Source organism: Variovorax sp. W2I14, assembly GCF_050435205.1.
GTDB lineage: Bacteria > Pseudomonadota > Gammaproteobacteria > Burkholderiales > Burkholderiaceae_C > Variovorax > Variovorax paradoxus_C.
In genome coordinates this window covers 4500942-4520811 of the sequence record NZ_JBNDJX010000001.1, presented here as the reverse complement: position 1 = coordinate 4520811, position 19870 = coordinate 4500942, and the positions used below count along the sequence as shown (strand labels likewise).

Below are 19870 nucleotides of genomic sequence, written 5' to 3'. Positions count from 1 at the left end.
GCTTAAAGCCATTCGCCCGGGCGCCGCAGCCTGCCGCGGCGCCACCCCGCGCGCCGGTCAGACGATCGCGAAGTGCTCCGTGCCGGCCGCCAGATCGGTGCTGCGCGCACGCTGGCTGTTGAGCTTGATCTGCAGCCGCAGGTCGTTGGCCGAGTCGGCGTTGCGGATGGCGTCTTCGAAGGTGATCGAGTGGCTCTCGAACAGGTCGAACAGCGCCTGGTCGAAGGTCTGCATGCCCAGGTTGCGGCTCTTGCGCATGATCTCCTTGATCTCGCCGACCTCGCCCTTGAAGATCAGGTCGGAAATCAGCGGCGTGTTCAGCAGCACCTCCACGGCGGCCACGCGGCCCTGGCCGTCTTCGGTCGGCACCAGGCGCTGCGAGACCAGTGAGCGCAGATTCAGCGACAGGTCCATCAGCAGTTGCGCGCGACGTTCTTCGGGGAAGAAGTTGATGATTCGGTCCAGCGCCTGGTTGGCGCTGTTGGCGTGCAGCGTGGCCATGCACAGATGCCCGGTTTCAGCGAAGGCCACCGCGTGCTCCATGGTCTCGCGGTCGCGGATTTCGCCCATCAGGATCACGTCGGGCGCCTGGCGCAGCGTGTTCTTGAGCGCCGCTTCCCAGCTGTCGGTGTCGATGCCCACTTCGCGCTGCGTCACCACGCAGTTCTTGTGCGGGTGAACGAATTCGACCGGGTCTTCCACCGTGACGATGTGGCCGTAGGAGTTTTCGTTGCGCCAATCGATCATCGCGGCCAGCGTGGTCGACTTGCCCGAGCCCGTGGCGCCCACCAGGATGGTGAGGCCGCGCTTGGTCATCGAGACATCCTTCAGGATTTGCGGCATGCCCAGGCCGTCGATGGTCGGCAGCTTGGCGGGAATGGTCCGCAGCACCATGCCGACCTTGCCCTGCTGCACGAAGGCGTTGACGCGAAAGCGCCCGATGCCGGTCGGCGAGATCGCGAAGTTGCACTCCTTGGTGCGCTCGAAATCGGCCACCTGCCGGTCGTTCATGACCGAGCGCGTGAGCGCCAGCGTGTGCTGCGCGCCCAGCGCCTGCTGCGACACCTTGGTGACCTTGCCGTCGACCTTGATCGCGGGCGGAAAGTCGGCGGTGATGAACAGGTCGCTGCCGTTGCGGCTCACCATGAGCTTGAGCAGGTCGTTGATGAACTGGCTGGCTTGATCGCGTTCCATGATGTCGATGCTCCGATGGGCTGTTGTGGATCAGCCGGGAAAATTTTCGGGAATCTTTGCCTTTCCGCGCGCTTCGGCAGCGGAAATCGTGTTGCGGCGAACCAGTTCCATCAGGTTCTGGTCCAGCGTCTGCATGCCGGAGCCTTGGCCGGTCTGGATGGTGGAGTACATCTGCGCGACCTTGGCCTCGCGGATCAGGTTCCGGATGGCGGGCGTGCCCAGCATGATCTCGTGCGCCGCCACGCGGCTCTGGCCGTCCTTGGTCTTGCACAGCGTCTGCGAAATCACGGCCTGCAGCGACTCCGAGAGCATCGCGCGGATCATTTCTTTTTCTTCGCCGGGGAACACGTCGATGATCCGGTCGATGGTCTTGGCGGCCGACGAGGTGTGCAGCGTGCCGAACACCAGGTGACCCGTTTCGGCCGCGGTCATGGCGAGGCGAATGGTTTCGAGGTCGCGCAACTCGCCCACCAGAATGGCGTCCGGGTCTTCGCGCAGGGCCGAGCGCAGCGCGTTGGAGAACGACAGCGTCATCGGACCCACTTCGCGCTGGTTGATGAGGCACTTCTTCGATTCGTGCACGAATTCGATCGGGTCTTCCACCGTGAGGATGTGGCCGTACTCGTTTTCGTTGAGGTAGTTCACCATCGCTGCGAGCGTGGTCGACTTGCCCGAGCCCGTGGGGCCCGTCACCAGCACGAGCCCGCGCGGCTTGAGCGCCAGTTCGCCGAAAATCTTCGGCGCATTCAGCTGCTCCAGCGTGAGGATCTTCGAAGGAATGGTCCGGAACACGGCGGCCGCGCCGCGTGCCTGGTTGAAGGCGTTCACGCGGAAGCGGGCAAGGCCGTCGATCTCGAACGAGAAGTCGACCTCCAGGAACTCTTCGTAGTGCTTGCGGTGCGTGTCGCTCATGATGTCGTACACCATCGCGTGCACGCCCTTGTGGTCGAGCGCATCGACATTGATGCGGCGCACGTCGCCATTGACGCGGATCATGGGCGGCAGCCCGGCCGACAAGTGCAGGTCGGAGGCTTTGTTCTTGACGCTGAATGCCAGCAGTTGGGTGATGTCCACGGGGATCCTCGGCTCGAGTTCGGTGACGTTTTGATACGATTTTGGACGATTATGACGATGATTGGCGACGACCTCCAGCAAGTAAAGAACCGGATCGAGGCGGCATGTGTAACGGCCGGCCGCGACCCGGCCGGGGTCCGGCTGCTGGCGGTGTCCAAGACCTTCGGGGCCGACGCGGTGCGCGATGCGCATGCGGCGGGCCAAACGGCCTTCGGCGAGAACTACGTGCAGGAAGGGCTGGACAAGATCGAGGCGCTCGCCGATCTGCGCGCCTCCCTCGAATGGCACTGCATCGGCCCTCTGCAAAGCAACAAGACGCGGCCGGTGGCCGAGCAGTTCGACTGGGTCCACAGCATCGACCGGCTCAAGATCGCCGAGCGCCTGTCGGCGCAGCGACCGGTCCATCTGGCGCCGCTCAATGTATGCCTTCAGGTTAACGTGGACGGGGGTGCGAACAAGTCCGGCGTGCCGCCGGAAGAGGCGCTGGAGCTCGCCCGCGCTGTGGCGGCGTTGCCACATCTGCGGCTGCGCGGGCTCATGGCGATCCCCGAACCGGCGACGGATTTCGCGGCGCAGCGCGATCTGTGCCTGCGGGCGCATGCGGTTTTCGAATCGATCAGGGGAGCGGGCATTGCACTCGACACGCTGTCGCTCGGCATGAGCGCCGACCTCGAAGCGGCGATCAGCGCCGGCAGCACCATGGTGCGGGTCGGCACCGCGATCTTCGGTGGCCGAGCCCGAAAGCCCGCCTGAACGGCCGGCTCTAGATTCCGAGCGGCAGCCGTGCGCTGCTCTTCACCTCTTCCATCACCGCATAGGTCCGCGTCTCGCGCACGCCAGGCAGTTGCCACAGCACCGTGCCCGCGAAGTCGCGGTACGCGGCCATGTCGGCCATGCGGGTCTTGAGCAGGTAGTCGAAGCCGCCGGCGACCATGTGGCATTCCATGATCTCGTCGCGCACCTGCACCGCGGCCTTGAACTGGTCGAACACGTTGGGCGTGGTGCGGTCGAGCAGCACCTCGACGAACACCGTGAAGCCGCGGCCCAGCTTCTCGGGATCCAGGCGCGCCTCGTAGCCGAGGATGAAGCCGTCGCGCGTCAGGCGCTGCACGCGCGCCAGCACCGCGGTGGGCGAAAGCGCCACCGCTTCGGCCAGCTTGAGGTTGGTGATGCGCCCGTCCTCCTGAAGGATCTTCAAGAGGCGCAGGTCGATGCGGTCGAGGTCGAGCATCGGAGAATTATCCGGTCCACGCATCGATTCATTGCAGAAGATGCGGCCTATGGTGGCTGGCCATAGGAGATAGAACCAAGGAAGTGCCCTGTGCCTACCTGCGTCGCTCCTTCCCGCGGTACCTACCCGGCGCCTTGCCGCTCAGCGAACGGTGGCACGCGACTGCGCGGCCGCCTGCTGGCTCGCGAACTGATCGACCAACGCACCGTAGGCGGGGCTCGCACGCAGCTTGGTGTATTCGGCCATGGCCTGGCGGTAAGCAGGCCGCGTCGTGTCGGCGCCGGCTTCGCCGTTCTGCAGCGCGGCGAGGCCCGATTGGATCCACAGCCGCGTGTCGGCCGCCACGGCGGCGCGGCTGTTCGCGGAAACGACGGCGGCCTGCGACGCATAGCCGGCGGTGTAGCCCTGCGTGGGCGCGCTCTTCAACCACTGTTGCGCATCGGCCGCGACCTCAGCGCGCGTCGTGGACGAGACGAGCGGCACCGGTCGCGGATCGCCTTCGGCGTAGTTGCCTGCAAGGCTCGGTGCCGAGGCGATGGCCAGCAGTGCGGCGACGGTGGCGGTGCCCAGGATGCGGGTGGTGGAAGCTGGCTTCATTCGTGACTCCTTGATGTGGGTGGTTGGTGAAGCCAACTCTATGAAGCGCATCCGCGCGATCGATAACCGGTCGATGACAGTTTGGTTATCTGCCGATGCCCGCTGCGGTCTGCCCCCGGAACAACGCCGCCTAACGTCTCTTGCATAACCGCCAGCGCGGCGCGCATAAGCCATGGCGCGACGGGCGCGAGAGGTCTATCGTTGCGGCCACCTCAGTTCCAACCCAAGGGATCTCTCATGAGTGAAAAACTCTCCTTCGTCTCCCCCACCGCCAACAGCCCGTGGGGAACGTACCTCTCCCAGGTCGACCGTGTCGTGCCGTACCTCGGCCCGCTGGCCCGCTGGGTCGAAACGCTGAAGCGCCCCAAGCGCGCACTGATCGTGGACGTGCCCATCGAAATGGACGACGGCACCATCGCCCACTTCGAGGGCTACCGCGTGCAGCACAACATGAGCCGCGGCCCGGGCAAGGGCGGCGTGCGCTTCCACCCCGATGTCACGCTCGAAGAAGTGATGGCCCTGTCGGCCTGGATGACCATCAAGACGGCCGCGGTGAACCTGCCCTACGGCGGCGCCAAGGGCGGCATCCGCGTCGACCCGAAGAAGCTCTCGCTGCAAGAGCTCGAAAAGATCACCCGCCGCTACACCAGCGAGATCGGCATCATCATCGGCCCGCACACCGACATTCCCGCGCCCGACGTCAACACCAACGGCCAGATCATGGCGTGGATGATGGACACCTATTCGATGAACGTCGGCGGCACGGCCACCGGCGTCGTCACCGGCAAGCCGCTGCACCTGGGCGGCTCGCTCGGCCGCGTGAAGGCCACCGGCCGCGGCGTGTTCGTCACCGGCCGCGAAGCGGCGCGGCGTCTGGGCATGGACCTGCGCGGCGCGCGCATCGCGGTGCAGGGCTTCGGCAACGTGGGCTCGGTCGCGGCCGAACTCTTCGCCGAAGCGGGCGCCAAGATCGTGGCCGTGCAGGACCACACCGGCACCATCGTCAACACCAATGGCCTGGACCTCGCGACGCTCATCCCCATCGCCAACAAGGAAGGCGTCATCGCCTTCAAGGGCGGCGACGTGGTGCCCAACGAAGCCTTCTGGGACACGGCCTGCGACATCCTGATCCCGGCCGCCCTCGAAGGCCAGATCACCGCCGAGCGCGCACAGAAAACGACCGCCAAGCTGGTGCTCGAAGGCGCCAACGGCCCCACGGTGCCGACGGCCGACGACATCCTCGCGGAGCGCGGCGTGCTGGTGGTGCCCGACGTCATCTGCAATGCCGGCGGCGTGACGGTGAGCTACTTCGAATGGGTGCAGGACTTCTCGTCCTTCTTCTGGGACGAGGACGAGATCAACGTGCGCCTCGATCGCATCATGATGAACGCGCTCAACCAGATCTGGGACACGGCCGACAAGCACAAGATCACGCTGCGCACGGCAACGTACGCGGTGGCTTGCGAACGAATTCTCACGGCGCGCCAGGAACGCGGCCTGTACCCATGATTTTTTGACAGGGCGGGGCGGTACGCTCGGGGCATGACCACCATGCCCGTGCAAAACCTCCCTTCCATTCCCGCGGACGGCCTCGGCCGTCTGCGGGCCCTCGTGGCCAGCGGGCAGCGCAAGCTGCTGGGCCTGGTTGGTGCGCCGGGCGCGGGCAAGTCCACGCTCGCGGCGGCTCTCCTCGAAGCGGCCGGAGCCGATCGCGCGCAGGTCGTGCCGATGGACGGCTTCCATCTCGCCAACGTCGAGCTCCGGCGCCTCGGCCGGGCCGACCGCAAGGGCGCGCCCGACACCTTCGATAGCGCCGGCTATGTCGCCCTGCTGCAGCGGCTGCGCGAGCAGCGCCCCGACGGCGACATCGTCTACGCCCCCGAATTCCGCCGCGAGATCGAGGAACCGATTGCCGGCGCCATCGCGGTGCTGCCATCAACGCAACTCGTCATCACCGAAGGCAACTACCTGCTGCACGACGCCGGCCCGTGGGCCGGCGCGGCGGCGATGCTCGACGAGGTCTGGTACGTCGACATCGACGACGCGGTGCGCGAGCAGCGCCTCGTCGCACGCCACCAGCAGTTCGGCCGCAGCGCCGAGGCCGCGCGCGGCTGGGTAGCCAGCACCGATGCGCCCAACGCGCGGCTGATCGCCGCCACCAAGACGCGGGCGCATCACGTGCTGATGTGGTCCTGAAAATTTCCGCCGCCTGGGAACGCCGGCACGCCGCCGCGCTCGAAGCCTTGCCGGCGGAGGTGCCGGTTAGCATTCGCCGCGCCATGCCGTCCCACTTCAATTCCTTTTCTTCAGCTTCTTCCCTCCGCACGCCGGTTCTCGTCCTGAGCCTTCTATCCGCCCTCGTGCTGGCCGGCTGTGGCAGCGCTTCGCGGCGCGTGTCGTACGAGCCGGAGGAGTTCGACTCCACCACCACCCACACGCGCAACTACGCCGCCACCGAGGCCCAGACCTGCGAGGCGGCACGTCGCGCGCTGCTGAGTCAGGGCTACATGGTCACCGCGGCCAACGCCGACCTGGTGACCGGGCGCAAGAGCTTCCAGCCGGCGTCCGAGGTGCATGTCGAAGTCGAGTTCCGCGTGGTCTGCGCGCGGGAGGGCGGCAAGGGCGGCAGGTCTGGCAAACAGAGCACCGTGGCTTTCGCAACCGCGCTGCAGGACCGCTACGGCATCAAGAAGGTCAACAACTCGGCCAGCGTGGGCGTCGGCGCCTTCGGGTCGCTGTCGCTGCCCTTTGCCGGCAGCGACGACGCGATGGTCAAGGTGGCCAGCGAAACGCTGACCGACGAACGTTTCTACGACCGCTTCTTCACGCTGCTCGACCGCTTCCTCGAGGGCGGCGGTGCCGATGTGCCGCCCGACATGCCGGCCGAAGCGCCGGCGGCAGCGCCCGCACCCGCCACCAGCTTCCCGGTCGCTCCCTCGCCGAACCGCGGCTGATACCAGGTTGCGTTCGAAAAGAGAAATCCGTTCACGCTGAGCTTGTCGAAGCGCCGCGCGAGGCTTCGACAAGCTCAGCCCGAACGGTTCTTGCTGATCGAACGCAAGATCGTATGAGCGCGCGGTCTACCGCACCAGCGTCGACTTGCCGAACAGGCTCTCGATCAGTTCCACGGCGATTTCCGCTGTCTGGTTGCGCACATCGAGCGCGGGGTTGAGTTCCACCACATCGAGCGAGCACAGCCGCCCGGTGTCGGAGATCATTTCCATGCACAACTGCATCTCGCGGTAGGTCGGGCCGCCGCGCACGCCGGTGCCCACGCCGGGCGCGATATTGGGGTCGAGGCAATCCAGGTCGAAGCTCACGTGCAGGTGGGTGTCGTCGTCGACATCCTGCAGCGCCTCGGTCATCGTGGTGCGCATGCCGTGCTCGTCGATGTGGCGCATGTCGAACACGTTCAGGCCGAGCGTGCGGATGGCCTCCTTCTCGTCCGAGTCGACGCTGCGGATGCCGATGAAACGGATCGCCTCGTGCGCCAGCGCCGCGCGCTCGCCGCTCCAGCCGGTCAGTTCCGCGGGGCCGTGGCCCAACAGGCACGAGACCGGCATGCCGTGCAGGTTGCCGCTGGGGCTCGTCGTCTCGGTGTTGACGTCGGAGTGCGCATCGAGCCACAGCACCCGCAGCTTCTTGCCGCGCTTGCGCGCATGCCAGGCCACCGCGCTGATCGAGCCGATGGCCAGGCAGTGGTCGCCGCCCAGCATCAGCGGCACATGGTTCAGGCCCAGCGCGGTGTCGACGGCGTTGTAGACCGAGCGATTCCAGGCGATCACCTCGGCGAGGTGGCGCAGGCCGTTGGCCGGCGGCGCCCAGGGCGTCGCCGGGCCGGCGAGATTGCCACGGTCGATGACCGTGAAGCCCTGCCCGGCGAGCGCCTCGGCCACGCCGGCCACGCGCAGCGCGTCGGGTCCCATGCCCGCGCCGCGCACGCTGGCGCCGATGTCCGTCGGCGCGCCGATCAGTTCGAGGGTGGTGTTCATTCGGGTGACCTCCGTGCTTCATACTGGGTTCGGCTCGCCTGGCGGCTCATGCCGGCTTGCCTATGTGCTGCCAGAGATACGCATAGCCCAGCGCATCCATGAAGGCAGACTCCTTGTTGTCCGTCGCCGCGCTGTGCCCGCCTTCCATGTTCTCGTAGAAGCTGGTGTCGTGGCCTTGCGCGGCCAGCTTCGCGTGCATCTTGCGCGCATGCACCGGGCCCACGCGGTCGTCGCGGGTCGAAGTTGTGAAGAGCGCGGGCGGATAGGTCTGATCGGCTTTCGCGTTCTCGTAGGGCGAGAAGGTGCGGATGAAGGCCCACTCGTCGGGCTGGTCGGGGTCGCCGTATTCCGCGATCCACGAGGCGCCGGCCGACAGGTGCGTGTAGCGCTGCATGTCGAGCAGCGCCACCTCGCTCACGATCGCGCCGTAGAGCTGCGGGTAGAGCGTGAGCATGTTGCCCATCAGGAGACCGCCGTTGCTGCCGCCCATGGCGCCCAGGTGTTTCGGCGATGTGATCCCGCGCGCGATGAGGTCTTCGGAGACGGCTGCGAAGTCTTCGCAGGTGCGCAGCCGGTTCTCCTGCAGCGCGGCCTGGTGCCAGCGCGGGCCGTATTCGCCGCCGCCGCGGATGTTGGCGATGACGTAGACGCCGCCTTGCTCGAGCCACGCGCGGCCGATGCTGCCGCTGTAGCTCGGCTGCAGCGAGATCTCGAAGCCGCCGTAGGCGTACTGCAGCGTCGGATTGGTGCCGTCGGCCTTCAGGTCCTTGGGCGCGATCTCGAAGTAGGGCACGCGCGTGCCGTCCTTCGACACCGCGAAATGCTGGCTCACGCCGTAGCGCGAGGCATCGAAGAAGCCGGGGCTGTCCTTCAGCACCTCCGGCTCGCCCTGGCCGATGGTGCCGATGTAGAGCGTGGTCGGCTGCAGGAAGCCGCTCACGGTGAGGAAGTAGTCGTCGTTCTCGTCCTCGTCGATGCCGCCGGCCGCGATGGTGGAGAGCGCGGGCGCGCCGCCCAGGCTCTCGCGCTTCCACGGGCCGCCGTCCTGCGGCGTGAGCACTTCGAGCTTGTTCACCACGTCGTGCATCACGTTGAGGATGAGGTGGTGGCGCGTCCACGAATGGCTGTCGAGCGCGGTCGTGTCGTCGGGCGCGAACAGCACGGTGAGCTCGCGCTTGCCGGCCATGTAGTCGTCGAACTTCGCGGCCAGCAGCGAGCCCGACTTGTAGGTCGCGCCGCCCACGCTCCAGTCTTCGCGGGGCTCGATCAGCATCCACTCGCGGAAGATGTCGGTGTTGGAGTCGTCGGGCACGTCGATCTTGGTGAGCGTGCCGCCGGTGCCGCGCAGCCAGGTTTCGCTTTCGTAGAAGTCGATCTGGCGCGAGACGAAATCGCGTTCGAAGCCGGGCGTGTTGTCGCGGTAGGCGCTCACGGACATGTCCTCGTGCGCGCCTTCGTACACCGTGACGGCGGCCTCGAGCGGCGTGCCGCGCTTCCATTCCTTCACGATGCGCGGATAGCTCGAGCTGGTCATCGAGCCGGGGCCGAAATCGGTCGCCACGTAGAGGTGGTCGATGTCTTTCCAGCCCACGTGGTTCTTCGCCTCGGGGAGCGTGAAGCCGCCTTCGACGAAGCGCTTGCTGTGCAGGTCGAACTCGCGCACCACGTCGGCATCGGCGCCGCCGCGCGAGAGCGAAATCAGGCAGCGCTTGTAGTCGGGCTCCAGGCAGTCGGCGCCGTGCCACACCCAGTTCTCCGTGTCGGCCGCCGCGAGGGCGTCGATGTCGATCACGGTTTCCCAGGCGGGCTGGGGCTTGCGGTACTCGGCGAGCGTGGTGCGGCGCCAGAGGCCCTTGGGGTGCTCCTTGTCGCGCCAGAAGTTGTAGAAGAAGGGGCCGATCTTGCGGACCATCGGAATCCGTTCGTCCGAGTCGAGCACTTCGAGGATGCCCGCCTCCAGCGCCTTGAAGGCGGGCGACTGTGCATACGTCTGCACGGTTTTCGCGTTCTCCTGTCGGGCCCAGTCGAGCTGGGCCTTGCCGTCGATCTCTTCGAGCCAGAGGTGGTCGTCTTGGGGAGTTAGGGAGGGGGTGGATGTCATGGATGGCAGTGTACGAAGCCCCCGTGAAAAAGGCGCTGCGAGCCGCCGGTGCGGTCGCAGCGACTTTTTCATTACCCGGGAAAACCTCGGTGGAAACACTGAAGGAGGCGGGGCCCACGAACGCCATGTGCGGGGTATCCTGCCGAACGGCGCATGCCCCACCAAGGAGACACAACACATGAAACACCTGAGCGGACTTGATGCCACCTTCCTGCACCTGGAAACGCCCGAGATGCCGATGCACGTCGGCTCCCTGAACGTGCTCGATTTGCCCAAGGGCTACAAGGGCGATTTCTACGAAGACGCCAAGCAGTTCATGGCCAGCCGCATCCACCTGGCCGATGTGTTCACGCGCAAGCTCGCGCTCATGCCCTTCGACATGACCAACCCGGTGTGGGTGGAGGACGACGACATCGACCTCGACTACCACGTGCGCCACATCACGCTGCCCAAGCCCGGCACCAACCGCCAACTGCAGCAGTACGTGGCGCGGCTGCATTCCACGCTGATCGACCGCAGCCGCCCGATGTGGGAGTTCTTCATCATCGATGGCCTCAAGAGCGGGCAGGTCGCGCTCTACACCAAGGTGCACCACGCGGGCATCGACGGGCAGGCCGGCGTCGAAGTGGGCAAGGCGATCTTCGACCTGGAGGCCACGGGCCGCGTGGTGAAGCCGCCGCGCTCGCGCCCGCGCGCCAGCGGCTACCAGCTGGGCATGGCCGAACTCGCGACCGCCGCGCTGCGCAACACGGCGCAGCAGTACGTCAAGCTCTTCAAGATGGCGCCCGCCATCGCGCGCGCCATCGGCGGCCTCGCGAAGCCCGACGAGAAAGCGGCCGAGAAGGCCACCGCCACCGCGCCGAAGAAGTTCAACCTCTTCGCGCCGCGCACCTCGCTGAACGTGTCGATCACCAACCAGCGCACCTTTGCCGGCCGCACCATCTCGCTGGCCGAGACCAAGTACATCGCCAAGCACTTCGGCGTGTCGCTCAACGACGTGGTCATGGCCACCGTGGCCGGCGCGCTGCGCCACTACCTGGCCGACAACAACGAGCTGCCCGCCAAGCCGCTGGTGGCCGGCGTGCCGGTGAGCCTGCGCGAAGCGGGCGACGACACGGCCAACAACCAGGCCAGCATGATCCTGGTGAGCCTGGCGACCGACATCACCGATCCGATTCAGAGGCTGAAGGCGATCAATGCGTCGTCGAACAGCTCCAAGTCGACGATGAACCGCTTCAAGGCGGTGATGCTGGACGACTTCCCGACCTTCGCCGCGCCTTGGCTGGTGTCGGGCATTGCCTCCATGGTGGGCCGCTCGGGGCTCGTGAACCTGCTGCCGCCCACGGCCAACGTGGCCATCTCCAACGTGGCGGGCGCGCCGTTCCCGATGTACTTCGCGGGTGCGCTCGTCACTTGCTACTACCCGGTGTCGATCGCCAGCCACGGCACGGCGCTCAACGTCACGGTGCAGAGCTACAACGGCCGCATGGACTACGGCCTCATCGCCTGCCGCCGCGCGGTGCCCGACATCACCGAGATCGGCGACTACATGCTGGCCGAGCACAAGCTCCTGATGGACCTGACGCAGAAGCACCCGTCCGCCGCGGGTGTCACGGCGCCCAAGCCCGCACCCGTTGCAGCCCATGGGCCGGACGTGGAGGAGGCCGCACCCGCCGCCGCGAAGAAGCCGGCGGCACGCAAGAAAGCGGCGGTGAGCGCAACCGCCAAGAAGGCCGCGCCGGTCAAGGCCGCCGCAGCCAAAGCGCCAGCGAAAAAGGCGCCCGCCAAGAAGACGGGCAAGGCGACACCCATCAAGACGACCCCCAAGCCCGTAGCCCGAAAGGCCGCACCGGCCAAGCGGGCCAGTGCCTCTCCCAGGGCGGCCGCGGCGTGATCGAAGCGAAGTAGGGGCGCCAGGCCAGAAAATTGGGGCAGTTGGACTAGTTTTCCGACCGTTCTAGTTTTGCAGGCCTAGGCCCTTCGGAAGAAGATGGGTCCATCGCATCCAGCGACCCATTCAACTTCAAGGAAATCTTCATCATGTCCACGCAAACCACCCTCGCTTCCGCAGCCATCCACGTCGTCGGCCAATACAACGACGCGGGCAAGACCCTGGTCGGCGCCTACCGCACCGGCGTGCATCGCCTGCTGGGCGGCGCCGCCACGCGCTACAGCAACTTCCTGGGCAGCCGCCAGATTCCGCTGGTGAGCGAGCAGATCAAGGCCAACCTGATCGGCGCGCAAGAGAAGGTCAACGGCTTCCTGGCCAACCGCCTGGACATCGACACCAGCCGCATCGTGAACGTGATGGACCGCGTTGCCGCCGGCACCACCAGCGGCATCGAAACCGTCGCCGGCCGCGTGGCCCGCGTCGAATCGCCGGTCGCCACCTCGGTGCTGAACACGCTGAACGCCATCAACCAGCCGATCGCCACCGTCTCGGTGCAGATCGCCGACCGCATCGCCGCCGGCGCCAAGCAAATCGAAACCCGCGTGGCCGGCGTGGACGGCGACATCGCCAAGCCCGTGCGCACCGTGAAGGTCAAGGCTGCCGTGGCCAAGAAGCCGGTTCGCCGCGCTGCTGCCCGCAAGGCGGCCTGATCCCCGAGGCGCTCTGCGCCTCTTTTTCTTTCTGCTATCTGGAGCACCACTGAATGGCGACCCGCACTGACGAAACTGCAAAGTTGAAGAAGAAGGCGACGCCTGTCAGAAAAGCTCCGGCCAAAGCGCCGGTTGGGAAGAAAGCCGCGGCGCCCCGCAAGGCGGCGCCCGCGGCCAAGAAGACCACCGCCGCCGCACCCGGCAAGGCCGAAGGCCTGCTGCGTGCCGGCCTCAAGGCGCTGGACACCGTGCGCAACGACGTCGCCAAGCGCCAGGCCAACGTCATCGAAGGCCTGCTCGGCATCGGGCAGGGCAAGGTCGATGCGGCGAGTGCCAAGGCGGCGCTCACCCGCGGCTTCCCCAGCCTCGACAGCTTCGGCATCCGCAAGTTCGAGGACGTGTTCGACCAGCGCGTCGCCACCGCCCTGCAGCGCCTGGGCATGCCGAGCGCGGAAGAAGTGCAGGCGTTGCGCGACGAGGTGACGCACCTGCGCGAACGCCTCGCGCGATTCGAACGTGGCCAAGGCAGCGAAAGCAGCGGCAGCCCGCGCCGCAGCACCAGCAAACGCTGAGCGACGACAACGCAACCCGGTTGTGGCCAGCTCCAACACCACGCGCGATCGCATCCTGCAGACCAGCCTCGCGCTGTTCAACGCGGAAGGCCTCGCGGCCGTGTCGACGCACAAGATCGCCGCCGAGCTCGGCATGAGCCCCGGCAATCTGCACTACCACTTCAAGGCCAAGCAACTGATCGTCGAGTGGCTGTTCCGGCGCTTCGAGCAGCGGCTCGAAGCCCTCAACGGTTCGTCGACATCGATCTCGGCCATCGACGACCTCTGGCTCGCGCTGCATCTGCGCTTCGAGGCCATCGACGAATACCGCTTCATCTACCGCGACATGGCCTTCCTGGCCAGCGAATACCCGGCCCTCGGCCAGCGCGCGCAGGCGCTCACCGCGCAGAACCTCCTGGCCGCGCAAACGCTGTGCGAAGGGCTGGTCGCCTCGGGCGTGATCGAGACCAGCGCCGAGCAGGCGCGCATCCTCGCGCTGCAGATGGTGTTCACCACCACCTGCTGGCTGTCGTTCGAGCGGCTGGTGCCGGGGCGCGACGCGCTGGCGCAGGCCGATCCCGGTTTGGCGGCTTTCTACACGCTCACTCTTGTTTCTCCGTATGTTTCCAGCGAATCGAGGGCTTACCTTGATTACCTGAGGGGCAAATACCTCGGATAAATGGCGTGTCGTCCGACGGGAGAGTGCAATCATGGCCCCTCATGCTCGTCTTACAAAAGAGAAAACGCCCAAGACCCGAAAGGAAGCCACCCCCATGACCACCGCCACCCACGATCACATCGCACCGCCCTCGCGCCTGCTGCTGCTGGCCGAAGCGCGCGCCCTCTGGGAAACAGGCGCCGGCATCGCCATGTGGCCGCTCCTGCAACTCACGCCGCGCGGCGACGGGCACCCGGTGCTCGTGCTGCCGGGCCTCGTGGCGAGCGACGTTTCCACGCTGCTGCTGCGCCGCTACCTGGCGAGCCGCGGCTACGACGCCCACGGCTGGGGCCTGGGCCGCAACCTCGGTCCGCGCGAAGGCGTGGAAGACGGCATGGTCGAGCTGCTCAAGACCCTGAACGACAAGAGCGGCCAGAAGGTCAGCGTGATCGGCTGGAGCCTCGGTGGCGTCTATGCGCGGCTGCTGGCGTCGGCCCATTCGGGCCTGATCCGCAACGTCATCACGCTGGGCAGCCCGTTCTCCGGCAGCCCGCGCGCGACCAACGCCTGGCGCGTGTACGAGGGCGTGAGCGGCCAGAGTTCGCACGACCCGCGCCGCATGAAGTTCGTGCAGCCTACGCCGCCGGTGCCGACCACCTCGATCTTCAGCCGCACCGATGGCGTCGTCGCTTGGCGCTGCAGCATCGAGAAGACTGGCCCGCAGTCGGAAAACATCGAAGTGATGGCGAGCCACCTGGGGCTCGGCGCGCATCCCGCGGTGCTCTATGCGGTCGCCGACCGGCTGGCGCAGCCCGAGGGCGAGTGGAAGCCGTTCAATCGCGGCTTGCTGGGGCCGCTGGTGTATCCCGATCCCGACCGCGACATGTGAAGCGCGTTCGATGAAGAAGCCGGCACCCGCCGGCTTTTTCAATGGCCTTCCCGCGGCTGCTCATGTGCCGGCCCATACGTCCAGCACATAGCGCTGGTCGGCAATCATCTTGTCCATCCAGGCGTTGCTGTCGTGTCCGTGCTCGCGCGCGATGTCGGTCAGCGTGCGCCGCACGTCGGGCTCCATGCGCGAGCCGTCGCCGCACACGTAGATCACGCCACCGGCTTCGAGCAGCTTCCACACGGCCGCGGCCTGCTCGCGGATCAGGTCCTGCACATACACCTTGCGTTCGCCCGAGCGCGAGAACGCGGTGTGCAGCTTCATGAGGCCACGGTGCGACCAGCCCTGCAGCTCCTCGGCGTAGATGAAATCCTGCTCCGGGTGGCGGCAGCCGAAGAACAGCATCGCCTCGCCCAGCGCCTCGCCGCGCTCGACCTGCGCCGCGCGCTCCTGCAGGAAGCCGCGGAACGGCGCGAGGCCTGTGCCGGGGCCGACCATGATCAGCGGACGCATTGCGTCCTCCGGCAGTCGGAAGCCTTCGGCCGTGGTCTCGCGGATGACGCCATGCACCGTCTCGCCCGCCTCGGCGCGCGCGAGGTAGTTGGAACACACGCCCTCGAAGATGCCGTTGCCCGAGAGCGCGGGCTCGCTCACCACGCCCACGGTCACGCTGCAGCGGCCCGGTGTCATCGAAGGCGAGGACGAGATCGAGTAGTAGCGCGGCGACAGCGGCGACAGCATCTCCAGGAACACCGCGAACGGCACCTGGCAGGCGCGGTGTTCTTCGAGCAGTTCGAGCAGTGACTTGCGCTTGTGCAGCACCTCGGCCTTGTACGCGGCTTGCGAGGCCTCGTCGCTGCCCGAGAGCGCCACAAGCTTCGGCTTGGTGAACGGGCATTCGGTATACGCCGCGAGCGTGGCGATCTGCTTGCGCGTGGCCACGTCCTGCAGCTCGACGTAGTCGCCGAGCAGGCGGTCGACCGCGATCACCTGGTCCACCGGCAGCGCGGTCTTGCGGCCCGGCGCGGCCGACAGGCGCACATGCGCCGAGCGGTCGAAGCCGAAGCGCGCCATCGCACGCTCGACCTGCGCGGGGCTGTTGCGCGGCACCACGCTCAGGTGGTCGCCGGGCACGTAGTTCACGCCCTCGGGCAGCATCAACTCGACGTGGCGCGTGGAGCGGCTCGTCCCGGCATCGCCGCCGGGGCTTTGCAGTTCGCGGTTCTCGACGACGCGCAAGGCGACGGCGCCCAGCGCATCGACCAGCGCGTTCTTCTGCGGCGGCGGCAGTTCCTCGAGCGTGTAGAGCGGCTCGGCCTCGGCCGGCGTGTCGGCGCCGGCCTTGATGCCGAAGGCCTTCACCAGCTCGGGCCAGAGTGCATCGCTCCAATCCTGGAAGGCGCCGTCCATGTCCTCGCGCGCATCGCCTTCGCCGCGCGGATGCACGCGCGTGGCGCCCAGCGTTTCGAGGCGCTCGTCGATGCGGCGCGGCACCGCCTGGTAGGTGGCGGCCCAATCCGTGTTGCCGCAACCGAACACGCTGAAGCGCACGCCGTTGAGCGCGTCGTCGGCCTTGTCCAGCCAGCGATGGAACTCGGCCGCGTTGTCAGGCGCCACGCCGTTGTACGAGGCGCAGACGATGGCCACCGCGCCATTGGCCGGAAGGCGCTCGGCGTAGTCGTCGAGCGAAGCGACCTGCGTGGAAAAACCGCGCAGTTCGCCCGCCTCGGCCAGCTGCCGCGCGAGGTCTTCGGCGGTGCCGAGGTTGGAGCCCTGCAGCACCAGCAGCGAGGTGCCGTGGCGTGCCGCCTGGGGCTTGCGTGCGACCGGCTTGGCGGGCGCATCCGGCGCGGCGGTCGTCTCACCATTGCCGCGCGGGCGCGAAGCCGGATCGCGCAGCACCGCCTTGATCTTGAAGTTCTCCGGCTTGATCGTCAGCGCTTCCTTGATCTTGAGCTTGTAGCCCGTGTGATCGACCAGGTTGAAGCGCTGCAGGATCATGCCCAGCGTGAGCACGGCTTCCTGCAATGCGAACTGCCGCCCGATGCAGGCGCGCTGCCCGTTGCCGAAGGGCTTGAAGGCATTCACCGGCCGCTCGCGCTCGGCTTCGCGGCTGAAGTTGTCGGGGTCGAACTGGTCGGCGTTCTCGCCCCAGATGCCCTTGTCACGGTGCAGCGCGAGCGCATGCATGATGACCATGTTGTTCTTCTTGATCGTGTACTGGCCGCCGATGGTCGTGTCTTCCTTGGCGCGCATCGAGATCGCGGGCGCGGTCGGGAACATGCGCAGCGACTCCTTCAACACCTGCATCACGTACTGCAGCCGATTGACCTGCGCATAGGTGGGCTTCTGCGAGGTATCGCCGCCGAACACGCTGTCGACCTCGGCCTGCGCCTTGGCCATCGCCTCGGGGTTGTTCAGGAGGAAGTAGATTGCGAAGGAGAGCAGGCCGCTGGTGGTCTCGTGACCCGCGATGAGGAATTCGATGCACTCGTCGCGGATCATCTTGTCGGTGAGCTGCTCGCCGCTCTTCTTGTCCACGCCCGCGATCATGTAGCTCAGCAGGTCGGGCTTGGTGGCGATGTCGGCACCGCTCGCGCGCCGCTCCTCGATGATGTCTTCCACCATCTTGTGCATGTAGCGGATGTCCTTGCGCTGCTGCGCAAGCTCCTTCTTGAGCATCAGCTCCTCGAGCGGCAGGCCACGGCGGTTCTGCACCGTCTCCAGCGTGCGCACCATCGCATCGACGAAGGGATGAAAGCCCTCGCGGTAGAACGAATTGAAGCGGTAGCCGAAGCCGCACAGGCCGATGGTGTCCAGCGTGAGCGCGGTCATGTCGCGCACCACGTCCACCTCTTCGTCGAAATTGAGCCGCTCCCACTTGGTGACCAGTTGGCCCGCGATGTCCAGCATCATCGGGTGGTAGGCCTGCATCGCGCGCTGGCTGAAGTTGGCCAAGAGGATGTTGTGGGGCTTTGACCACGTCTCCTCGTGCGTGTCGGAGGTGAAGAGGCCGTGCGATGCGGCGCGCAGCCGGCGCAATGCGCCGCGCGTGCTCTTGTCGAAGCGCGCCTCTTCGCAGAGCTCGTCGACCAGCGCGGGCGACGACACCACGATCACTGGCATGCCCGGCATGTCGAGCCAGTAGATGCCGCCCAGGTCCTGCGCGATCTTCCACATGTCGAGCACGGGAGAGTCGGAGCCGATCGACAGCAGGTTGCCGACGAAGGGTTTCTTCGCCGGATGCGGGATCGGATAGAGCGAGTTTTTTCCTGCCATGGGTGCCTTGTTGTGCCTTCGGTATGGACCCGCTTCGGATGTCCGGGATGCGAATCCGGAGTATCCCGATGGCACGGCGGTGGGCGGGACGGGGTTTCCCTAAGGAGGAGTTCTGGGAGTTGAGGATGCGGGATGTTCAGGGCGGCGATCACGCCGACGGGGTACCTTGCTCCGCGAATGTCCCCCGGCTTCGCCTCCTCCTTGATTTCGCTGCGCAAGGCACCCCATCGGCGTGCTCGTTTCAGAGCACTGGTTGATCAGCGATACACCCGCAGCGCGTCCAAGTGCGCAGGGCATCGGGTGCTCCTCGCAGCGAAATCAAGGAGGAGGGCGAAGCCCGGGGGACATTCGCGGAGGGGAGTACCCGGTGGCCTGCGCACGTACCCCGAAAGAACTCAATCAATCAGCCCCAGGCAAAAGCCCTCAAGGCCGGACCATCCTGCACTCGGTCCCCTGTGCCAGCTCGTTCCCGCTGTAGACCGCATCGGTGCGAAAGCCGTAGTTCGTCCCTTCCCAGCCGACCTTCACCGCCTTGCCGTCCACCGGCGCGATGGTGTTCACCACCTGCGGCAGCAGCAGTTGATGGTCTTCGGCCCGCATGCGTACCGTGCCGACCACCGAATCGAAGCTCAGGTCTTCGAGTGCACGGGCCACCTTCACGGTGTCGGCGCTGCCGGCCTTGTTGATGGCCAGTGCCAGCAGGCGCGGTGTCATGTCGATGCGCGGCGCAAGAAAATCCTTCCCCGTCTTGGCCTTGTAGGCCTTGGCGAGCGCATCGGCCTTCGGCGTATCGGCCTGGCCCGGATGCCACTCGGCCACCCAGGTGAGCTGTCCCGTTTTCGCCTGCGATACGGCAGTGACCGTGCCCGGCACCGAGCCCGCGCTGTGGTTGAAGTAGCGCAGGTTGTAGCCCGCATCGCCCGCGGCCTTGAGCAGCAGCGTCATGTCCTGCCCCCAGTTGCCGGTGATGACCGAATCGGCGCCGCTCTGGCGGATGTTGGCGATGTAGGGCGCGAAGTCCTTCACGCGGCCGATGGGGTGCAGCGCCTCGCCCACGAACTGCACGTCGGGCCGCGCGAGCGTCACCATCTGGCGGCCGTAGCTCGCCCACTGCTTGCCATGCGCGTAGTCCTGGTTGAGAAGGTAGACCTTCTTCACGTCGGGCGTCTTCTTGATGTAGTTGGCCAGCGCCTTCATCTTCATCGCGGTGTTGGCCTCGGTCTGGAAGTGCCAGAAGCTGCAGCCCTTGCCGGTCATCTCGGGGTCGATGGAGGAGTGGTTCAAGACGATGAGCTCCTTGCCCGGATTGCGCTGGTTCCAGCGCGCCACCGACTGCACCAGCGCCGTGACGACCGAGGAGCCCGAGCCGCCGGTGACGATCGCCTTCGCGCCCTGGTCGATGGCCGCCTGCAATGCGCTCTGGCTTTCCTGCGCCGAGAGCTTGCTGTCGAACTGCAGCAGTTGCAGCTTGGTGCCGCCGAGCACTCCCCCCTTGGCGTTGATGTCCTCGATGGCGTACTGCGTGTGCATCAGCATCAGCTCGCCGACGTTGGCGAAGGGGCCCGAGAGCGGATCGATGTAGGCGATCTTGTAGGTCGGCTGTTGGGCATTCGCGGCACCTGCGATGCAAAACAGGCAGGCAAGGGCGATCCGCGCCGAGGGCTCCTTCTTGAGCTTCATGGTGTGTCTCCGGAGGTTGGGAA

General features: G+C 66.6%; 17 protein-coding genes. 9 read left to right on the top strand and 8 right to left on the bottom strand.

Features of this window, described 5'->3' with window-relative positions:
* Positions 1 to 57: 57 nt before the first annotated feature.
* On the bottom strand, positions 58 to 1194 hold the full coding sequence (locus tag QF040_RS21260) for a PilT/PilU family type 4a pilus ATPase (protein ID WP_176661903.1): 1137 nt from the start codon (positions 1192 to 1194) through the stop codon (positions 58 to 60).
* 30 nt (positions 1195 to 1224) lie between these two features.
* Positions 1225 to 2268 (bottom strand): type IV pilus twitching motility protein PilT, encoded by a 1044-nt coding sequence (locus tag QF040_RS21255; RefSeq protein WP_013543830.1) that lies wholly within the window; start codon positions 2266 to 2268, stop codon positions 1225 to 1227.
* A gap of 51 nt (positions 2269 to 2319) precedes the next feature.
* On the opposite strand from QF040_RS21255, the gene QF040_RS21250 reads away from it, so the two are divergent.
* Entirely contained in the window at positions 2320 to 3021 is a 702-nt protein-coding gene (locus QF040_RS21250) for a YggS family pyridoxal phosphate-dependent enzyme (protein ID WP_429612695.1), read from the top strand.
* Between the two features lie 10 nt (positions 3022 to 3031).
* Here QF040_RS21250 and QF040_RS21245 read toward each other — a convergent pair whose 3' ends face one another.
* Both QF040_RS21245 and QF040_RS21240 read right to left on the bottom strand, forming a co-directional pair.
* Complete coding sequence (locus QF040_RS21245; protein WP_307685626.1) at positions 3032 to 3499, bottom strand: Lrp/AsnC ligand binding domain-containing protein; 468 nt, start codon at positions 3497 to 3499, stop codon at positions 3032 to 3034.
* A gap of 141 nt (positions 3500 to 3640) precedes the next feature.
* A complete protein-coding gene (locus QF040_RS21240; RefSeq protein ID WP_429612694.1) occupies positions 3641 to 4096 on the bottom strand; it encodes a hypothetical protein in 456 nt (151 codons plus the stop codon).
* A gap of 237 nt (positions 4097 to 4333) precedes the next feature.
* Between QF040_RS21240 and QF040_RS21235 the strand changes: the two genes are divergently transcribed.
* From QF040_RS21235 to QF040_RS21225, 3 genes are all read left to right on the top strand, one after another.
* Positions 4334 to 5605, top strand: coding sequence for a Glu/Leu/Phe/Val family dehydrogenase (locus QF040_RS21235; protein ID WP_013543826.1), 1272 nt, complete (start codon positions 4334 to 4336; stop codon positions 5603 to 5605).
* A gap of 33 nt (positions 5606 to 5638) precedes the next feature.
* Entirely contained in the window at positions 5639 to 6292 is a 654-nt protein-coding gene (locus QF040_RS21230; RefSeq protein ID WP_429612693.1) for a nucleoside/nucleotide kinase family protein, read from the top strand.
* 164 nt (positions 6293 to 6456) lie between these two features.
* Positions 6457 to 7050 carry a DUF2242 domain-containing protein gene (locus tag QF040_RS21225; RefSeq protein WP_429612692.1) on the top strand — a complete coding sequence of 198 codons (594 nt, stop codon included), beginning with the start codon at positions 6457 to 6459 and terminating at the stop codon, positions 7048 to 7050.
* Positions 7051 to 7176: 126 nt separating this feature from the next.
* On the opposite strand, the gene rocF is transcribed toward QF040_RS21225, so the two are convergent.
* Both rocF and QF040_RS21215 read right to left on the bottom strand, forming a co-directional pair.
* Positions 7177 to 8088 carry an arginase gene (gene rocF, locus QF040_RS21220; RefSeq protein ID WP_429612691.1) on the bottom strand — a complete coding sequence of 304 codons (912 nt, stop codon included), beginning with the start codon at positions 8086 to 8088 and terminating at the stop codon, positions 7177 to 7179.
* Positions 8089 to 8134: 46 nt separating this feature from the next.
* Positions 8135 to 10189, bottom strand: coding sequence for a prolyl oligopeptidase family serine peptidase (locus QF040_RS21215; RefSeq protein ID WP_429612690.1), 2055 nt, complete (start codon positions 10187 to 10189; stop codon positions 8135 to 8137).
* A gap of 178 nt (positions 10190 to 10367) precedes the next feature.
* Here QF040_RS21215 and QF040_RS21210 point away from each other — a divergent pair, with 178 nt between their 5' ends.
* The 5 genes from QF040_RS21210 to QF040_RS21190 all read left to right on the top strand — a co-directional run bounded on the left by QF040_RS21210 (position 10368) and on the right by QF040_RS21190 (position 14888).
* Entirely contained in the window at positions 10368 to 12083 is a 1716-nt protein-coding gene (locus QF040_RS21210; RefSeq protein ID WP_429612689.1) for a WS/DGAT/MGAT family O-acyltransferase, read from the top strand.
* Between the two features lie 146 nt (positions 12084 to 12229).
* Complete coding sequence (locus tag QF040_RS21205) at positions 12230 to 12790, top strand: hypothetical protein (RefSeq protein WP_429612688.1); 561 nt, start codon at positions 12230 to 12232, stop codon at positions 12788 to 12790.
* Positions 12791 to 12843: 53 nt separating this feature from the next.
* Positions 12844 to 13362: a phasin family protein gene (locus tag QF040_RS21200; RefSeq protein WP_429612687.1), complete on the top strand. Its 519-nt coding sequence runs from the start codon at positions 12844 to 12846 to the stop codon at positions 13360 to 13362.
* Between the two features lie 22 nt (positions 13363 to 13384).
* Entirely contained in the window at positions 13385 to 14020 is a 636-nt protein-coding gene (locus tag QF040_RS21195; protein ID WP_041943069.1) for a TetR/AcrR family transcriptional regulator, read from the top strand.
* Between the two features lie 94 nt (positions 14021 to 14114).
* The gene (locus QF040_RS21190; RefSeq protein ID WP_306882613.1) at positions 14115 to 14888 is read left to right on the top strand and encodes an esterase/lipase family protein; all 774 of its coding nucleotides are present in this window, start codon (positions 14115 to 14117) and stop codon (positions 14886 to 14888) included.
* A 60-nt stretch (positions 14889 to 14948) separates the two neighbouring features.
* On the opposite strand, the gene QF040_RS21185 is transcribed toward QF040_RS21190, so the two are convergent.
* Positions 14949 to 18167 (bottom strand): bifunctional cytochrome P450/NADPH--P450 reductase, encoded by a 3219-nt coding sequence (locus tag QF040_RS21185; protein WP_429612686.1) that lies wholly within the window; start codon positions 18165 to 18167, stop codon positions 14949 to 14951.
* Between the two features lie 423 nt (positions 18168 to 18590).
* Positions 18591 to 19847, bottom strand: a complete 1257-nt coding sequence (locus QF040_RS21180; protein ID WP_429612685.1) for a branched-chain amino acid ABC transporter substrate-binding protein — start codon at positions 19845 to 19847, stop codon at positions 18591 to 18593.
* Positions 19848 to 19870 lie beyond the last annotated feature (23 nt).

Excerpts from the sequence above, each read along its gene's own strand:
- QF040_RS21260 (WP_176661903.1), bottom strand. The coding sequence starts at position 1,194 with ATGGAACGCGATCAAGCCAGCCAGTTCATCAACGACCTGCTCAAGCTC.
- QF040_RS21250 (WP_429612695.1), top strand. The coding sequence starts at position 2,320 with ATGACGATGATTGGCGACGACCTCCAGCAAGTAAAGAACCGGATCGAG.
- QF040_RS21245 (WP_307685626.1), bottom strand. The coding sequence starts at position 3,499 with ATGCTCGACCTCGACCGCATCGACCTGCGCCTCTTGAAGATCCTTCAG.
- QF040_RS21240 (WP_429612694.1), bottom strand. The coding sequence starts at position 4,096 with ATGAAGCCAGCTTCCACCACCCGCATCCTGGGCACCGCCACCGTCGCC.
- QF040_RS21235 (WP_013543826.1), top strand. The coding sequence starts at position 4,334 with ATGAGTGAAAAACTCTCCTTCGTCTCCCCCACCGCCAACAGCCCGTGG.
- QF040_RS21230 (WP_429612693.1), top strand. The coding sequence starts at position 5,639 with ATGACCACCATGCCCGTGCAAAACCTCCCTTCCATTCCCGCGGACGGC.
- rocF (WP_429612691.1), bottom strand. The coding sequence starts at position 8,088 with ATGAACACCACCCTCGAACTGATCGGCGCGCCGACGGACATCGGCGCC.
- QF040_RS21215 (WP_429612690.1), bottom strand. The coding sequence starts at position 10,189 with ATGACATCCACCCCCTCCCTAACTCCCCAAGACGACCACCTCTGGCTC.
- QF040_RS21210 (WP_429612689.1), top strand. The coding sequence starts at position 10,368 with ATGAAACACCTGAGCGGACTTGATGCCACCTTCCTGCACCTGGAAACG.
- QF040_RS21205 (WP_429612688.1), top strand. The coding sequence starts at position 12,230 with ATGTCCACGCAAACCACCCTCGCTTCCGCAGCCATCCACGTCGTCGGC.
- QF040_RS21200 (WP_429612687.1), top strand. The coding sequence starts at position 12,844 with ATGGCGACCCGCACTGACGAAACTGCAAAGTTGAAGAAGAAGGCGACG.
- QF040_RS21190 (WP_306882613.1), top strand. The coding sequence starts at position 14,115 with ATGACCACCGCCACCCACGATCACATCGCACCGCCCTCGCGCCTGCTG.
- QF040_RS21185 (WP_429612686.1), bottom strand. The coding sequence starts at position 18,167 with ATGGCAGGAAAAAACTCGCTCTATCCGATCCCGCATCCGGCGAAGAAA.
- QF040_RS21180 (WP_429612685.1), bottom strand. The coding sequence starts at position 19,847 with ATGAAGCTCAAGAAGGAGCCCTCGGCGCGGATCGCCCTTGCCTGCCTG.